This is a genomic window from Nocardioides daejeonensis, assembly GCF_003194585.1.
Lineage (GTDB): Bacteria > Actinomycetota > Actinomycetes > Propionibacteriales > Nocardioidaceae > Nocardioides > Nocardioides daejeonensis.
Window position 1 is genome coordinate 454,119 of sequence record NZ_QHKZ01000001.1, and the last position, 15,123, is coordinate 469,241.

Below are 15,123 nucleotides of genomic sequence, written 5' to 3' on the forward strand. Positions count from 1 at the left end.
AATCTAGAGCAGGAGCCATCCGAGAGCGGCCGAAGCGACCACGACGATCCACGGTGGGATCCTGCCGGCGACCAGCACGCCGAGGGCGGTGGCCGCCAGCGCGAACGTCGGCAGGGTGGGCGCGCCGTCCCTGAGCACCGGGTCATAGAGGGTGGCGGCGAGCAGTCCGACCACGCCTGCGTTGACACCGGCCAAGGCGCGACGGGCCCGCGCGGAGGAGCGCAGTGCCTGCCAGTGCGGAAGGGTCCCGGCGACCAGAAGCGCTGCGGGCAAGAAGATCGCGACGAGGGCGACCGTCGCTCCCACCGGGCCGGGCAGCCCGTCGTGGCTGGTCTGTCCGAGGAACGCCGCGAAGGTGAAAAGTGGGCCGGGCACCGCCTGGGCGGCGCCGTAGCCGGCCAAGAAGGTGTCGTGGTCGAGCAGTCCGGCTCCGACCGTCTCCGACTCGAGCAGCGGCAGCACCACGTGGCCGCCGCCGAAGACCAGGGCTCCGGCGCGGTAGAAGCCGGTGAACAGCCGGGCGACCCCGTCGCCGGTGCCGGCCAGGATCGCCACCGCCAACAGGGCGCCGAACGCCGTCAGCGCGGCCGTCGACACCCAGCGGGCGACTGATCCGCCCGAGGGCGCGGCCTCGACCGCCGGCCGGTGGCCTTCGCGCACGACCAGCAGTCCAAGCAGGCCCGAGCCGACGATCACCGCGACCTGGGCCTGTGCACCGGGCAGCCACAGCACCACGCCTGCTGCGGCGACGGCGATCGCCAGCCGCCGCAGGTCCGGGGTGAGGGCTCGGCCCATCCCGATCACCGCCTGGGCGACGACGGCGACGGCGGCCGCCTTGAGCCCGAGGATCCACCCGGCGCCGGAGAGGTCGCCGAGTTGAGTGACGGCGTACCCGAAGGCGACGAGGGCGAGCGCGGAGGGGAGCGTGAAGGCAGCCCAGGCGGCGAGCATGCCGCCGCCACCAGCGCGTTGCAGGCCGATCGCCATCCCGACCTGGCTCGACGCGGGGCCGGGCAGGAACTGGCACAGGCTCACCAGGTCGGCGTACTCCTCCTCGGTCAGCCAGCGGCGCCGCACCACGAAGGCGTCACGGAAGTAGCCGAGATGGGCGACCGGGCCGCCGAACGAGGTGAGTCCGAGTCTCAGGAAGGCGGCGAAGACCTCGCGCACGGATCCCGGAGCGGTCACATGACGGCATCCTCCCGGGCGTTGCAGCCGCGGTCAACCAGGGGTTCCCTAGCATGCGGGCATGAGTACGGACTGGCGTGGAGACAGGGTCGAGCAGGTGCGGGCGCTGATCATGCGGGCTGAGCCCGAGGTCACCGAGGAGGCCAAGTGGCGCAAGGCCTCGAATCCCGACGGCGTGCCGACGTTCTCCTGCGCCGGGCTCATCTGCACCGTGGAGACCTACAAGGACAAGGTCAAGCTGACCTTCGCGAAGGGCGCCTCGCTGGAGGACCCGACGGGCCTCTTCAACGCCAGCATGGACGCCGGGACTCGCCGTGCCCTCGATCTTTTCGAGGGCGACGAACTGGACGAGAGGGCGTTCGTGGCGCTGGTGCAGGAGGCGGTCGCACTCAACCGCGGTTGAGGCTCGTCCTGGGTGCTTGTGAAGCGACCACAATCCCGCGTCACAGCGGCGGCCGGGGATGGAGGCCGTCGAAGAGGACGCCGGTGAGGGCGCGGGCGAGTGCCGCCGGTGGCAGGGAGCCGTGCGGCTGGTACCAGTCGGTCAGCGAGTTGACGGTGCCGAAGATCAGCCGGCTGATCAGCTCGGGCTCGAGATCGGTACGCAGGTCACCCTCGGCTGCCGCCTGGCGGGCGAGGGTGGCGAAGCGCTCGTCGATCCGGCGGCGTCGTTGGAGTGCTTGCTCCTCCATGGGGCTGTTGCCGCGCACCCGCAGCAGCAGGGTCACCGCCGGGAGGTGGTCCGCCAGGATCTCGACGGCGGCGGTGACGGTGGCGCGCAGCCGCTCGTAGGCGCGGCCGCCGGCCGCCGTCTCCGCGGCGCTCTCGACGGCCGTGGTCAGACCGTCGAGCGCCTCGTCGAGTGCGGCCCCGAGCAGCGCCTCCTTGCTCGGGAAGTGGTGGTAGACCGCCGACTTGGTGACGCCGAGGGCGGCAGCCAGGTCGCTGACGGAGGTGGCGTCGTATCCCTGGAGGTTGAAGAGGTCGACAGCGTGCCGGAGCACCGACTCCCGGTCGTGCCCCGGGCGTCCGCGGGTGCGCACCGGCTCCGGCACGGCCGACATCAGCCGACGGTGACGTCGCCGGTGAACATCGAGCGCTTGGCCGCCAGGTTCTCGGCGTCTGCGGCGACGACCGCCATCTCGGGCGACGACATCGCCGCCTGGAAGGTGGCGGCGTCGGCGAAGTCGAGCTGCGCGACCAGGTACGGCGCCTCGCCCGGCCCGAGAGCACGCGGCTTGGAGAAGGAGGAGCCCACCAGGCCCGGCAGCGGGCGGCACAGCGGGACGTGCACGTCGAAGTAGTGCTGGTCGAAGGCCTCCGGGTCGGCCGGGGTCTCGTAGTGGATGGTCATCCGGTACATCGGGTCTCCTCGCGGACTTGTCGCCACCGCGTGGCGTGTGTCACATTAAAACAGAACGATCGGTCAGTAAATCAGGTGGTGACATGACGACGACCGTCGACGAGCAGGAGCTCGCAGCCCGGTTCGACGAGACCGTCGCGCGGCGGGATCGTATCGAGCCGCGCGACTGGATGCCGGAGGCCTACCGCAGCACGGTGATCCGGCAGGTCGCGCAGCATGCCCACTCCGAGGTGATCGGCATGCAGCCGGAGGGGGCCTGGGTGGGCAGGGCGCCCTCGCTGCGCCGCAAGGCGATCCTGCTGGCGAAGGTGCAGGACGAGGCCGGGCACGGGCTCTACCTCTACTCCGCGGCCGAGACGCTCGGCATCTCCCGCCAGGAGATGACCCAGCGACTGCTGACCGGGCGCCAGAAGTACTCCTCGATCTTCAACTACCCGGCCCTGAGCTACGCCGACGTCGGCACCATCGGCTGGCTGGTCGACGGGGCCGCGATCTGCAACCAGGTGCCCCTGTGCCGCACCTCGTATGGGCCCTACGGGCGCGCGATGATCCGGATCTGCAAGGAGGAGTCGTTCCACCAGCGACAGGGCTACGAGCTGCTGCTCACGATGATGCGCGGCACCGACGAGCAGCGGGCGATGGTGCAGGAGTCGGTCAACCGGTTCTGGTGGCCCGCGCTGATGATGTTCGGTCCACCCGACGCCGACTCCAGCAACACCGCCCAGTCGATGGCCTGGGGCATCAAGACCCACACCAATGACGAGCTGCGGCAGAAGTTCGTCGACATGTCCGTGCCGCAGGCCGAGGCTCTGGGCGTCACCTTCCCCGATCCCGAGTTGGGTTGGAACGAGGAGCGCGGCCACTACGACTTCGGCCAACCCGACTGGGAGGAGTTCTGGGCGGTGGTGAAGGGGAACGGGCCCTGCAACACCCAGCGGATCGCCCATCGGCAGCGTGCCTGGGACGACGGCGCCTGGGTCCGGGAGGCCAGCTCCGCCTGGGCAGTGCGACAGCAGAAGGAGGCTTGTCATGAGTGAGTGGCCGCTCTACGAGGTCTTCGTGCGCAGCAAGCGTGGCCTCAACCACGTGCATGTCGGGTCGTTGCACGCTCCCGACGACCGGATGGCGCTGCTGCACGCGCGCGACGTCTACACCCGGCGCAACGAGGGCGTCAGCATCTGGGTGGTTCCCTCGAGCGCGATCACTGCGTCGAGCCCCGACGAGAAGGACCCGCTCTTCGCGCCGAGCGGCGACAAGGTCTATCGCCATCCCACCTTCTACGTGCTTCCCTCCGACGTCCCCCACATGTAGGCGGCCATGACCCACGACGAAGCAGACAACCCGTACGCCGGCTTGCTGGTCGACGACGCGCACTGGGCCTTCGGGGCGGGGCAGGAGTTCCGGCCCGACGAGGATCCGGTGGCGACCGCGGTGGTGGCGCCGGTGCCGGAGGGTGTGGACCGGACCGCCGCGGCGGCGTACTGCCTGATGCTGGGGGACGACGCGCTGGTGCTGGCGCAACGGCTCTCGGAGTGGTGCGGCCGGGCGCCCGACCTGGAGGAGGACATCGCCCTCTCCAACATCGCACTCGACCTGCTCGGCCAGGCACGGTTGCTGCTGGCGCGAGCAGCGGCGATCGACCCGACGCTGCCGCCTCCGCTGCCGGACGGGTCGCCGGTGCCACCTGAAGACCGGCTCGCCTTCTTCCGCGAGGAGTCGGGGTTCCGCAACGTCCGGATGGTCGAGCTCCCGGTGGGCGACTTCGCCGAGACGATCACCCGGATCCTGCTCTTCTCGACCTGGCGACTCGCCCTCTTCGAGCGCCTGGCAGCCAGCCGTGACAGCGTCCTCGCGGCGCTGGCTGCCAAGGGGGCCCGCGAACTCGCCTACCACCGGGAGTTCGCCGCCCGCTGGTTCGTGACGCTGGCCGGAGGGACGCAGGAGTCGCGGCGGCGTCTGCTGGCTGCGCTCGGCGGGCTGTGGCCGCTGTGGCACGAGCTCGTCGAGACCCACCCGATCGAGGTGGAGGCAGCCGCACAGGGCATCGGAGTCGATCCGGGATCGCTCGTCGTCGACGTCGAGCCGGTGCTGGAGCAGGTCTTCGCCACCGCACAGGTGGAGTGGCCGTCGATCGGTGCGCTGGCGGGGGTGCGTGGTCGCAAGGGGCGCGACGGCTGTCATACCGAGGCGCTGAGCCGGATGCTCGCCGAGATGCAGGTGGTCGCCCGGGCGCACCCGCGGGGGCTGTGGTGATCGCCGCCCGAGAGGTCGCCGAACGGGTGGTCGACCCCGAGCTGCCGATGCTGACCCTGGCCGACCTCGGGGTGCTGCGCGACGTCGAGGTCGACGAGGCCGGCACCGTGGTCGTCACCCTCACCCCGACGTACTCGGGCTGCCCGGCGCTCACCACCATGCGTGACGACCTGCTGCGTGCACTCCGCACCGCGGGGTACGCCGACTCGCGCGTCCAGGTGCGCCTCGCGCCCGCCTGGAGCAGCGACTGGATCAGCCCGGCGGGGCGCGCGGCGTTGACCGAAGCCGGCATCTCCGCGCCGGGGCCGGCGCCCGAGCGGGACGGCCCGGTGCCGCTACTGCTGCTGCCCACCCGGCGTACGGCGCGCTGCCCGCGGTGCGGGAGCCGGGAGGTCGCGCTGCTCTCCGAGTTCGGGGCCACCGCCTGCAAGGCGCTCTACCGCTGCCGCTCCTGTTGGGAGCCGTTCGAGCACGTGAAGGAGATCTGAGGTGACGCTCACCGCCACCCGTACGACGTTCCACCCGCTCGCGGTCGCCGGCGTGGAGCGGCTGACCGACGACTCCGTCGCGGTGCGCTTCACGGTCCCGGCCGAGCTCGAGGAGACGTTCGCCTTCACCGCCGGGCAGTCGCTCACCCTGCGCCGGGTGGTCGACGGAGTGGAGCACCGTCGCACCTACTCCATCTGCTCGTCGGAGGGAGCGGGCCTGCGGATCGGGGTGCGCGAGATCCCCGGCGGCATCTTCTCCTCGTGGCTGGTGCGCGACCTGCGGCCGGGGGACGAGGTCGAGGTGCAGCCGCCGCGCGGGAGCTTCCAGGTCGCGGGTCGCGGCGGCCGGCACCTCTGCGTCGCCGCCGGCTCCGGGATCACTCCCATGCTCTCCATCGCGGCGACCGTCCTGGCTCGCGGCGACGACCGGGTGACCTTGCTCTACGGCAACCGCACGACCGGGTCGGTGATGTTCGCCGAGGAGCTCGCCGATCTCAAGAACGCCTACCCGGAGCGGCTCCAGCTGGTGCACGTGCTGTCGCGCGAGCCGCGGGAGGTGGAGCTCTTCAGCGGTCGCCTCGATGCGGACCGGTTGCGCCGGATCGTGTCGGCGCTGGTCCCGGTCGAGGAGGTCGACCAGGTCTGGCTGTGCGGTCCGTTCGGGTTGATCGCCGGTGCCACCGAGGTGCTCGCGGAGGCCGGTGTGTCAGCCGACCGGATCCACGTCGAGCACTTCTACGTCGACGAGCCGCCGCCGGTGCTGCGGCACGCCGATCCCGAGCTGGCGGGGGAGACCAGCCAGGTGACCGTGGTGCTCGACGGTCGCGCCACCACGACGCCGATGGAGCGGGGTCGGTCGATCCTCGACTCGGCACAGGTGGTGCGCCCCGACCTCCCCTTCGCCTGCAAGGGCGGCGTCTGCGGCACCTGCCGGGCACGGCTGAGCGCGGGCGAGGTCGAGATGGTGCGCAACTACGCCCTGGAGGCCGCCGAGGTCGCGGCGGGCTTCGTGCTCACCTGCCAGAGCCTCCCGGTGAGCGACGAGGTGAGGGTCGACTTCGACGCATGACCTGAGATCGACGGGCGGCGTACGACGGGGTGGGCGCTGTACCGTCGACCCACCACCGATCTGAGGAGCGCACATGTCTGAGCCCACCAGCACCTCGCCTGTCAGTCCCCGGATGATCGGGGCTGCCGTGCTCGGGGTGCTCGCCCTCGTCTTCGTCTTCCAGAACCACGAGCGAGGCCGGATCGACTTCCTCTTCTGGTCGATCTCGATGCCTGCCTGGATCTGGCTCCTGGTGATCTTCGCCGCGGGAGTGATCGTGGGACTGCTGGTGCCGAAGATCCGAGCCCGCGGCCGGGAGTGACTCACTCCGGATCGTGACCGGCAGGCCGGGTCCGCTCCCGGAGCCAGCTCGTGGTGCCGGGTGCCATGCCTCGTGACTTCGGCTGCTGGGTGACGGGACTGACGATGAGCGCGGTGTTGTCGGGCAGTGACCACTTCAGCGCGTGGTAGACGGGCGAGAGCGCCTCGTCGCTCTCGATGAGGAGCAGCCCCGGCGCGATCACCCTGGCCTCCTCCCACGGTCCGTGGAGGTCAGCAGGAGGCTGCGCGACCCATGCGAGATAGACGGTCACGGCGTTGCGCCTGGTCGCGCTAGCGTGGAGGGATGAGCGAGCGATCCGAGAGCCAGGGCGAGGACGAGCGCGTGGAGTCGCGGGCCGAGCAGCTGCCGGAGGAGCAGGCCGTCGGAGCCGACGATCCGCAGGCACAGGCGGCCGCGATCCTCGAGGAGTCCGACCAGCGCACGGCCGACCCGGAGGGGACCCGGCGTGCGTCCACCCAGACGCCGGACGATCCGCCCTCCCAGGCCGATCTGGCGCAGTGAGCCGACCGGGTCGCGCGTCACTGTCGTGGCCCAGTGGTCAGTGCGGCGTGCCGGGCGTACCGGGGGTGGGGCCGGAGGTGGGCCACTCCTCGCTGGTCCCGCCGGAGGAGCCGGGCATCCGCTCCTTCGCCGCCTCCGCGGCCTCGCCCACCTTCTCCTTCACGGCGGCCCCGGCCTGCCCGGCCATCTCGCCCACTGCCTCGCGGGCGTGCTGGGCCTGCTCGGCCGCTACCCCCACAGCCTGCTCGGCGGCCATCTGGACCCGCGGGTCGTTACGGGCCCGACGGAGCTGACCCATGATCTGCTCATAGCGTTCGCGGCCCGCGCGGGCCCCCAGCACGTACCCGGCCCCGAATCCGACGAGCACTCCCAGCTTTCCCATCTGCTTCTCCTTGCGTCTCGTTGTCGTCACACTGCGGCCGGGAATCGCTCCCAGACCCGATGCCGGCCGAGGAGTTGCTGCACCTCGCCGAGCACCTCCGTCACCGACTCGCCCACGACCACACCCGGCCCCGAGTTGCGCCCGAGACTCTCCAGCACTGCCGCGCCGGCCCCCCAGGCGCCGATCGGCTTGGCCTGCTGCCACACCTCCTCGACCAGCTGGGACAGCCGTGGATCGACCGATCCGGCCGGTCCGGCGATCAGGAGCGCGTCGAACTCGACGGAGCGTCCGGTGTGGAAGGTGCGCTGCACGGGGATGCCGTTGGCGTCTCCGCCCCGCTCCGCCACCACCAGGGGCACCATCGAGGCTGCTGCGATCTCGGCCCGCAGAGCCGGCAGGGCGTCGTCCGGGGCGTCGCGGTCGACCACGATGCCGACCAGGCGACCGTCCACCGGCCAGGTGGCGCCGACCTGGGAGAGCGCTGGGCTGGGCTCGATGGCCGCCGGCGGCACGGTGGGCTCCGGGGCGGGCAGGCCGAGTTCTGCAGCTACGGCGGCGCACAGCTCGGCGTCGATCTCGGCCAGGCACCCCAGTTGGCGCTCTCGGATCGCCGGCTCGTAGCACTTGCCGAGCTCGAAGGAGTAGGCGCCGACGATGTGCTCGCGTTCGGGCGGCGACATGCTGCGCCAGAAGAGACGCGCCTGGCTGAAGTGGTCATCGAAGCTCGCTGGCAGCTCGCGCTTCTTGACCGCGGCCGCAACCCTGACCGGGACGTCGGTGAATGCACCATCCTCGACGCCTGCGAAGAAGGGGCAGCCGCCGTCGAGCGAGTTCGGCTTGTACGGCGCCACTCCGGAGTGCACTGCCTGCTGGCCGTATCCGTCGCGCAGCATGTCGTTGACGGGAGCGTGCGGCCGGTTGATCGGCAGCTGCCCGAAGTTCGGTCCGCCGAGCCGCGTGAGCTGCGTGTCGACGTATGAGAAGAGCCGCACCTGCAGCAGCGGGTCGTCGGTCACGTCGATGCCCGGCGGCAGGTTGCCCGGGTGGAAGGCGACCTGCTCGGTCTCGGCGAAGTAGTTGCTCGGGTTGGCGTTGAGGGTCAGCCGACCGACCGGCTGCACCTCGGCCAGCTCCTCGGGCACGAACTTGGTCGGATCGAGCAGGTCGATGCCGGCGAAGGTCTGGTCGGGGTCGTCGGGGAAGACCTGGATGCCCAGTTCCCATTGGGGGAAGGCGCCGGACTCGATGGCGTCGGCGAGGTCGCGGCGGTGGAAGTCGGGGTCGATACCGCCGAGCAGCTGCGCCTCGTCCCAGGTCACCGAGTGGACACCCAGCGCCGGCTTCCAGTGGAACTTGACCAGCGACGTGTCCCCGTCGGCGTTGGTGAGTCGGAAGGTGTGCACGCCGAAGCCCTCCATCATCCGGTAGGAGCGCGGGATACCCCGATCGGACATGTTCCACAGGGTGTGGTGCTGCGCCTCGGTGTGGAGCGAGACGAAGTCCCAGAAGGTGTCATGAGCACTCTGAGCCTGAGGGATCTCTCGGTCCGGGTGCGGCTTGGCGGCGTGGACGACGTCGGGGAACTTGATGCCGTCCTGGATGAAGAAGACGGGGATGTTGTTGCCCACCAGGTCGAAGGTGCCCTCGCTGGTGTAGAACTTCGTCGCAAAGCCCCGGGTGTCCCGCGCGGTGTCCATCGACCCGCGGGAGCCGAGCACGGTGGAGAAGCGGGTGAACACCGGAGTACGGCGTCCCTCGGCGAGGAACGCAGCGTGCGTCACGGGGGTTGCGGTGCCGTAGCCCTCGAAGACACCGTGGGCAGCCGCTCCGCGGGCGTGCACCACGCGCTCGGGGATCCGCTCGTGGTCGAAGTGGGTGATCTTCTCCCGTAGGTGGTGGTCCTGGAGCAGGATCGGGCCACGTGCTCCGGCTTTGAGGGAGTGGTCGGAGTCGCGCAGCCGGGCGCCTTGCGACGTGGTGAGGTGGCCGCCCTGCTGTGCCGCGCTACGGTCGTGGTCGTCCGGGGTTGCACCGGTCGGTGTGCGGTGAGCAGGGCCGCGTTGATCGCCCTTGGACGGCAGCGGCTTGCGCGGGGTCGTCGGCTCCTCGACGGAGGGTGCCTCAGGAGCCGGCCGGCCGGGCGCATCCGGTGTGACGAACTCGGCGGCCTTGTCGCGCACCTTCTCCGCGGTCTCGGTGATGGCGTCCTTCGCGGCCTTGGCGGTGCTGCGCGGGTCCATGGGTCCTCCGAGTCGGGTGGGAGTGTGGGGCCTCACCGCGGTACCCGAGGCGCCAGCAGTCACACCGGGCGTGAAGAGCGGATCCGGCGGGCGGCGCGATAGGCGGGGTCGCGCAGCAGCCGGACCCATCCGAACTGGCTCAGTCCCGGCACCAGGTGGCGCAGCGGGTCGAAGGTCGGCTCTTCTGACAGCCGCTCCTTCAGGTCGAGGGTGGCGAAGGGCTGCCAGGGGCCGGCGAGGGTGGCATGGCAGAGGCCGAAGCGGCGTTCGCCGCTCGCCTGCGCCGAGACCTCCACGGCGCCTTGAGGGCCGCGGTAGGGGAGCAGCGTGGTGAAGGTGTGCCCCGTCGTACGGGAGGCCGGGGCGAGGAGGAAGCGACTGATCCGTCCGCTGCCGGTGGTGGCCAGCAGCAGATCGGCCGGCAGACCGTCCGCGGCGGCCGGCCCGTCCAGCACCCGCAGGGCCAGCCCGCGCACGTCGGGCCACGGGCGAGGGAGCCCCAGCGCGGCGGAGAGGCGGACGACGGCGGTGTCGGTGCCGGGGTCGTCGAGCCAGGGCACACCCGTCGGCGGCTCCGATCTGCCGTGGCGAGTGAGGCACGCCGACCAGACCTCACCGCGGGGATGCAACGGCTTCGCGGGGCGGCGGAGCCGCCCGAGCACGCCCGCCGCCCCGGCCAGCAGCGCCCCTCCGGCCCGTGCCGCGCCGTACGTGAGGGGGGAGCGGTCGGGGAGGGGCGCATGCAATCGCATGCCGCTTGGTACCCAGCGGCTGGGGACTAACGATGCCGCCGTAGCGGCTCCGTCGCGGGCCCACAGAGGATCTCGCCGTCGGGAGTGAAACGAGAGCCATGGCAGGGACAGTCCCAGGAGCGTTCGGCGCCGTTCCACCGTACGTGGCAGCCGAGGTGGGTGCACGTAGGCGAGACGGCGTGCAAGGTGCTGTCCGCAGCGCGGTAGCCGGCGACCAGGTCGCCGTCGAACGAGACGATCGCGCCCTCGTCGGGTGCGAGCTCCTCGAGATCGCGGCTGCCCCGGTCCAGCAGCCGATCGCCGACCAGGTGGAGCGCAACCCGGCCGTTCTCGCCGGCCAGGCGCGGAGCGCCGGAGACGAGAGAGAGTCGCTCCGCGGAGAAGAGACCGGCCCAGGGATTGTCACGGCCGGTGATGGCGTCGGTGATCAGCATCCCGGCGAGCGTGCCGCCGGTCATGCCCCACTTCTTCAGCCCGGTCGCCACGTGCACCCGCTCGCTGCCGTGGCCGAGCCGTCCGATGTAGGGGATGCCGTCGACTGGGATGTAGTCCTGTGAGGACCAGCGGTGCGTGAAGGTGGTGACCTCCCAGTGCCGCGCCATGAACTCGGCGACCGCTGCATAGCGACTGTCGTCGGCTCGTCCGCCGGTGTGATGACTTGCCCCCAGCGCCATCAGCAACGTCTCGTCTCCGAAGGGCACGGACCTGACCGAGTGGGCCGGTGGACCAGCTCCCTGCAGCATCGCGGTCGGCAGGTCACCGGCGATCCGGGCGGTCACGACGTAGGAGCGGCTGGCGTGTGCGCGAGCGAAGTGCAGCCCGCGGTCGAGGAAGGGCAGGAGCGTGGCCACCACGACATGGGCGGCGCGGAGGTTGCCCTGAGTGGTGCGGACCTCGGCGAAGGCGTCGTGCTCCTTCACGTCGAGGGCGCGGGTCTGCTCGTGGATCGTCGCCCCGGCTGCCGTCACCTGATCGGCGAGCCCGAGAAGGTACTTCACGGCGTGGAACTGGATCTGGTCGTCGAGACGCATCCCGCCGATCGTGGAGAAGGGGAGCGGCACCTCGTCGTCGAACCGAGCCGGGAGCCCGGCTGCTTGTGCAGCCCTGGTCTCGAGCTCCAGCAGCGTCCGTTCCCCAGGGCGGGTGCCGAAGACGTAGGCCGGGCATCGCTGCAGGTCGCAGGGCACGCCCTCGGCCAGCGTCGCCACCTGCTCCTTGGCGGCCTCCATCGCCGCGGCGTACGTGCGGGCGCCGGAGTCGCCGTGGGTGAGCCGCAGTCGGGCATAGGTGAGGTGGTGCTGGGAGGTGACCTTGGCGGTGGTGTAGCCACTGGTGCCGGTCGCGACACCCGCCATGTCGATGACTCGCACGGAGAGTCCTGCGCGGGCGGCGAGCAGCGCCGTGGTGAGGCCGGTGATCCCCGCGCCGACCACCGCCACATCGCAGGAGGCGTCCTCCGCCAGGGGTGGTCGCGGGGGAGCGGCGACGCCGTCCCACCACAGGGACATGTGTCGGCTGGCGAGGACGTCGGCACTCATTCCGTCGCCGCGCCCCGGTTGCCCTCGGGCGGCAGCTGCGGGGAGTCCTGCACGTCCTCGGAGGTTGTGGCGTCGGTTGCCGGCGGCGTCGGGTTCGCCTCGGTCTCGCTGCGCTGGGCCGCGTCCCGTTCATCCTCCTTGTCGGCGTCCGGCCACTGGTCAGGTGTGGCGTTCATCGGTGACTCCTTTCGGCTCACGAGGTGGGCTCTGAGCGAGTCGGTACCCAGGTGCGGGCTGGGTACCGACCTGCCATGTCAGAGCGGATCGAGCGGCCCGGAGCTGGAGCCTGGGTGCCCGAGCGTCCGAACCTCGCTCGGCTGCGGGAGGCGGTGCAGGAATGCCGTGGCTGCGAGCTCTACCGGGACGCGACCCAGGGCGTGATGGGCGACGGCTCCGCTGACGCCGAGCTGGTCCTGCTGGGGGAGCAGCCAGGTGATCGCGAGGACCAGCAGGGCGAACCCTTCGTCGGGCCTGCGGGCAGAGTGCTGGACGATGCGCTCGCTGACGCGGGCATCGAGCAGAGCCGTGTCTTCCGGACCAACGTGGTCAAGCACTTCCGCTGGTCCACCATCCGGGGGAAGCGCCGCATCCACCAGTCGCCGCACCACGGTCATGTGGACGCGTGCCGGCCCTGGCTGGAGGCGGAGCTCCGATTGCTGCGGCCGACCGGCGTGGTGCTGCTCGGCGGCACGGCTGGCAACGCGCTGCTCGGTCCGTCGTTCAAGGTCACCGAGCAGCGCGGCCGCAGATTGTCCTGGCCGGGGGCATTCCCGCTCGATCACGCCCCGCGGTGGGTAGCAGCCACGACTCATCCCGCCGCAGTGCTCCGGGCGCACGACCAGCGCCGCGCGGCGTACGACGCCCTGGTCGACGATCTGCGTCTGGCGGAGAGCTGGCTCTGACGGACCTCAGATCTCGTCGAGCACAGAGACCGGGTCCAGGCGTTCCACCTCGCGGCTCTCCAAGTCGACCACGACGGCGGTGTCGGCAGGCACCGGCGTCCAGCCGGGTTGGTCAAGTCCGCTGGAGACCACCTCGATGCTCTCCTCCCGCACCCGGTAGTCCATGGCGAAGTACTCCGTGGCATGGCGGGGTGGGATCTCGTCCTCGTCGTCGAACATCGCGCGCAGGGCACGCAGCGGAGACGTCGCTCGGGAGTTGATATGGATCGCGAACATGCGAGTGGGAGCCAGCAGCAGCGCATTGAGGCTGGAGTGTGGAAAGTGCTTGATCAGCCGGGCGAGTGCGTGGGTGACGCCGCGCACCTCGTCACCGGACTCATCGATGCACTGCCGGACGAAGCGGAAGTAGCGCTCGCTGTCGGTGTCGCCGTGCAGCGCCGCGCGGCTCGGCGGAGTGAGCAGCTCCTCCAGACCGGAGATCGGCGCGATATGGCCGTTGTGGGCGAGGGCGTACTGCCGGTCGAAGAACGGATGGGTGTTCTGCGGCCCGACGTCCAGGCCGCCGGTAGCCCATCTGAGGTGGACCAGCCCGGCGCAGGACAACGGCTCGCGCATCAGCTGGTCGTACCTCGGATCCATGGCTGCCGACCGCGGTGAGGACTCGGTGTGGGTGCGACCGTCGGCGGTATGCCATGCCGTTCCCCAGCCGTCGGAATGGACCGCGGTCAGGGAGGTGAACGCCGCTAGGCCGTCCTCGCCCAGCAGGTCGGCGGCGGATCTTTCCGCCCTGGTCACATAGCCGTAGAGGCGGCACACGGCGGGCTGCTCCTTCCGGGGAGGGTTCGGGCACCCGGAAGGCGGTACCCAGGCCACGGGGGTCTGCACAGGAGGGCGTCGGCGCAGTGCGCCTGGGTACTGCGTCAGCATCGTGGGCTTGCGAGAGGGGTGGCGCGATGACGGAGCGGGCAGAGGTGCGGCGCGTGGGCGTGGAGGAGGAGTTGCTGCTGGTCGACGCTGCCGACGGCACTGCCCGCTCTGTGGCGAGCGAGGTGCTGCGCGTCGCGGAGTTGCGCGGTGAGACCGAGGAGGCCCGTCCCGACGCGGTGCCCGGCGGCTCCTTGGGACCGGAGTTGCAGGAGGAGCAGATCGAGACCGACACGCCGCCCGCCACGACGCTCGTCGAGTTGGAGACGGCGCTGCGCTCGTGGCGCGAGAAGGCCCGAGCGGCAGCTGAGGTCAGCGGCGCGCTCGTCCTTGCCAGCGGCACGACGCCGCTGCCTGTGCAGGCCCGCATCGCCGACGACCCCCGCTATCGGGAGATGGCGCAACGGTTCGGCCTGACCGCCAGTGAGCAGTTGACCTGCGGGCTGCACGTGCACGTGTCCATCGAATCCGACGACGAGGCCATCGGCGTGCTCGACCGGATCCGGGTCTGGTTGCCTGTGCTGCTCGCACTGAGCGCGAACTCGCCATTCTGGCAGGGGGCTGACTCCGGGTACGAGAGCTACCGATCGCAGGTGCTGACGCGTTGGCCCACCAACGGACCGACCGAGCTCTTCGGCACGGGTGCGGCGTACGAGGAGAATCTGCGGCTGCTGATCGGCACCGGTGTGCCCATCGACGAGGGGATGGCGTACTTCGACGCTCGTGCCTCGCGGCGTTACCCCACGGTGGAGATCCGGGTCGCCGACGTCTGTCTGGACCCGCGGGACGCGGTGCTGGTGGCGGCGTTGAGCAGAGCGCTGGTCGACACGGCCGCCTTCGCCTGGCGGCGGGGGCAGGAGCCGCCGGTGGCATCGTCCTCCCTTCTGCGCCTGGCGATGTGGCAGGCCGGGCGCCACGGTCTGTCGGCCGACCTGCTGCATCCACTCACGCATCGGCCGCTCCCGGCCGGAATAGTGGTCGAGACGCTGGCGGCGCACGTGGAGTCCGCGTTGCGCACCAACGGCGACCTCCACGACGTGCGTGAGCACCTGGAGCGGCTGCGCCGCCGCGGGACCGGTGCCGTGCGGCAGCGCGCGGTGCTGAGGGAGACGGGCGACATGGGAAAGGCCGTGGTGCAGCTGGCGCACCTGAGTTGTCCACCAGCGTCCGCATGACTTGCGCGGCACGGCGGATACCGCAG

20 protein-coding genes are annotated in these 15,123 nt (G+C 71.0%); 10 read left to right on the forward strand and 10 right to left on the reverse strand.

Annotated elements, in window-relative coordinates; genetic code table 11:
• Nucleotides 1-3: 3 nt before the first annotated feature.
• Nucleotides 4-1,188 carry a chromate efflux transporter gene (chrA, locus tag DNK54_RS02180; protein ID WP_110205292.1) on the reverse strand — a complete coding sequence of 395 codons (1,185 nt, stop codon included), beginning with the start codon at nt 1,186-1,188 and terminating at the stop codon, nt 4-6.
• Between the two features lie 61 nt (nt 1,189-1,249).
• Here chrA and DNK54_RS02185 point away from each other — a divergent pair, with 61 nt between their 5' ends.
• Nucleotides 1,250-1,591 carry a DUF1801 domain-containing protein gene (locus DNK54_RS02185; protein ID WP_110205293.1) on the forward strand — a complete coding sequence of 114 codons (342 nt, stop codon included), beginning with the start codon at nt 1,250-1,252 and terminating at the stop codon, nt 1,589-1,591.
• 40 nt (nt 1,592-1,631) lie between these two features.
• On the opposite strand, the gene DNK54_RS02190 is transcribed toward DNK54_RS02185, so the two are convergent.
• Nucleotides 1,632-2,252, reverse strand: a complete 621-nt coding sequence (locus tag DNK54_RS02190) for a TetR/AcrR family transcriptional regulator (RefSeq protein ID WP_110205294.1) — start codon at nt 2,250-2,252, stop codon at nt 1,632-1,634.
• Nucleotides 2,252-2,551 carry an EthD family reductase gene (locus DNK54_RS02195; protein ID WP_110205295.1) on the reverse strand — a complete coding sequence of 100 codons (300 nt, stop codon included), beginning with the start codon at nt 2,549-2,551 and terminating at the stop codon, nt 2,252-2,254. Before DNK54_RS02195 ends, DNK54_RS02190 begins: the two co-directional genes overlap by 1 nt.
• An 83-nt stretch (nt 2,552-2,634) precedes the next feature.
• On the opposite strand from DNK54_RS02195, the gene paaA reads away from it, so the two are divergent.
• The 6 genes from paaA (at nt 2,635) to DNK54_RS02225 (ending at nt 6,662) form a co-directional block, all read left to right on the forward strand.
• Complete coding sequence (paaA, locus tag DNK54_RS02200; RefSeq protein ID WP_110205296.1) at nt 2,635-3,588, forward strand: 1,2-phenylacetyl-CoA epoxidase subunit PaaA; 954 nt, start codon at nt 2,635-2,637, stop codon at nt 3,586-3,588.
• Nucleotides 3,581-3,862, forward strand: coding sequence for a 1,2-phenylacetyl-CoA epoxidase subunit PaaB (gene paaB, locus DNK54_RS02205; RefSeq protein WP_110205297.1), 282 nt, complete (start codon nt 3,581-3,583; stop codon nt 3,860-3,862). Before paaA ends, paaB begins: the two co-directional genes overlap by 8 nt.
• Before the next feature lie 6 nt (nt 3,863-3,868).
• On the forward strand, nt 3,869-4,804 hold the full coding sequence (paaC, locus tag DNK54_RS02210; RefSeq protein WP_110205298.1) for a 1,2-phenylacetyl-CoA epoxidase subunit PaaC: 936 nt from the start codon (nt 3,869-3,871) through the stop codon (nt 4,802-4,804).
• Nucleotides 4,801-5,292: a 1,2-phenylacetyl-CoA epoxidase subunit PaaD gene (gene paaD / locus DNK54_RS02215; RefSeq protein WP_110205780.1), complete on the forward strand. Its 492-nt coding sequence runs from the start codon at nt 4,801-4,803 to the stop codon at nt 5,290-5,292. Before paaC ends, paaD begins: the two co-directional genes overlap by 4 nt.
• A gap of 1 nt (nt 5,293) precedes the next feature.
• The gene (gene paaE / locus DNK54_RS02220; protein WP_110205299.1) at nt 5,294-6,361 is read left to right on the forward strand and encodes a 1,2-phenylacetyl-CoA epoxidase subunit PaaE; all 1,068 of its coding nucleotides are present in this window, start codon (nt 5,294-5,296) and stop codon (nt 6,359-6,361) included.
• A gap of 73 nt (nt 6,362-6,434) precedes the next feature.
• Nucleotides 6,435-6,662 carry a LapA family protein gene (locus DNK54_RS02225; RefSeq protein ID WP_110205300.1) on the forward strand — a complete coding sequence of 76 codons (228 nt, stop codon included), beginning with the start codon at nt 6,435-6,437 and terminating at the stop codon, nt 6,660-6,662.
• A 1-nt stretch (nt 6,663) separates the two neighbouring features.
• On the opposite strand, the gene DNK54_RS02230 is transcribed toward DNK54_RS02225, so the two are convergent.
• Nucleotides 6,664-6,933, reverse strand: a complete 270-nt coding sequence (locus tag DNK54_RS02230; RefSeq protein ID WP_162602279.1) for a hypothetical protein — start codon at nt 6,931-6,933, stop codon at nt 6,664-6,666.
• 32 nt (nt 6,934-6,965) lie between these two features.
• Between DNK54_RS02230 and DNK54_RS02235 the strand changes: the two genes are divergently transcribed.
• Nucleotides 6,966-7,184: a hypothetical protein gene (locus tag DNK54_RS02235; protein ID WP_110205302.1), complete on the forward strand. Its 219-nt coding sequence runs from the start codon at nt 6,966-6,968 to the stop codon at nt 7,182-7,184.
• 37 nt (nt 7,185-7,221) lie between these two features.
• Here the strand turns inward: DNK54_RS02235 and DNK54_RS02240 are convergent, their stop codons facing one another.
• The 5 genes from DNK54_RS02240 to DNK54_RS02260 are packed head-to-tail and all read right to left on the reverse strand — an operon-like array spanning nt 7,222 to nt 12,272.
• Nucleotides 7,222-7,566: a hypothetical protein gene (locus tag DNK54_RS02240; protein ID WP_110205303.1), complete on the reverse strand. Its 345-nt coding sequence runs from the start codon at nt 7,564-7,566 to the stop codon at nt 7,222-7,224.
• A gap of 26 nt (nt 7,567-7,592) precedes the next feature.
• Nucleotides 7,593-9,806 (reverse strand): catalase, encoded by a 2,214-nt coding sequence (locus DNK54_RS02245; RefSeq protein ID WP_110205304.1) that lies wholly within the window; start codon nt 9,804-9,806, stop codon nt 7,593-7,595.
• Between the two features lie 59 nt (nt 9,807-9,865).
• Entirely contained in the window at nt 9,866-10,558 is a 693-nt protein-coding gene (locus tag DNK54_RS02250; protein ID WP_162602280.1) for a hypothetical protein, read from the reverse strand.
• 26 nt (nt 10,559-10,584) lie between these two features.
• Nucleotides 10,585-12,096 (reverse strand): FAD-dependent oxidoreductase, encoded by a 1,512-nt coding sequence (locus DNK54_RS02255; RefSeq protein ID WP_110205306.1) that lies wholly within the window; start codon nt 12,094-12,096, stop codon nt 10,585-10,587.
• Nucleotides 12,093-12,272: a hypothetical protein gene (locus DNK54_RS02260; protein ID WP_110205307.1), complete on the reverse strand. Its 180-nt coding sequence runs from the start codon at nt 12,270-12,272 to the stop codon at nt 12,093-12,095. The genes DNK54_RS02255 and DNK54_RS02260 overlap by 4 nt, the downstream gene beginning before the upstream one ends.
• A 75-nt stretch (nt 12,273-12,347) precedes the next feature.
• Between DNK54_RS02260 and DNK54_RS02265 the strand changes: the two genes are divergently transcribed.
• Entirely contained in the window at nt 12,348-12,998 is a 651-nt protein-coding gene (locus DNK54_RS02265) for a UdgX family uracil-DNA binding protein (RefSeq protein ID WP_110205308.1), read from the forward strand.
• A gap of 6 nt (nt 12,999-13,004) precedes the next feature.
• Here DNK54_RS02265 and DNK54_RS02270 read toward each other — a convergent pair whose 3' ends face one another.
• On the reverse strand, nt 13,005-13,814 hold the full coding sequence (locus DNK54_RS02270) for a class II glutamine amidotransferase (protein WP_162602281.1): 810 nt from the start codon (nt 13,812-13,814) through the stop codon (nt 13,005-13,007).
• A 137-nt stretch (nt 13,815-13,951) separates the two neighbouring features.
• Here DNK54_RS02270 and DNK54_RS02275 point away from each other — a divergent pair, with 137 nt between their 5' ends.
• On the forward strand, nt 13,952-15,097 hold the full coding sequence (locus DNK54_RS02275; protein WP_110205310.1) for a carboxylate-amine ligase: 1,146 nt from the start codon (nt 13,952-13,954) through the stop codon (nt 15,095-15,097).
• Nucleotides 15,098-15,123: the final 26 nt, after the last annotated feature.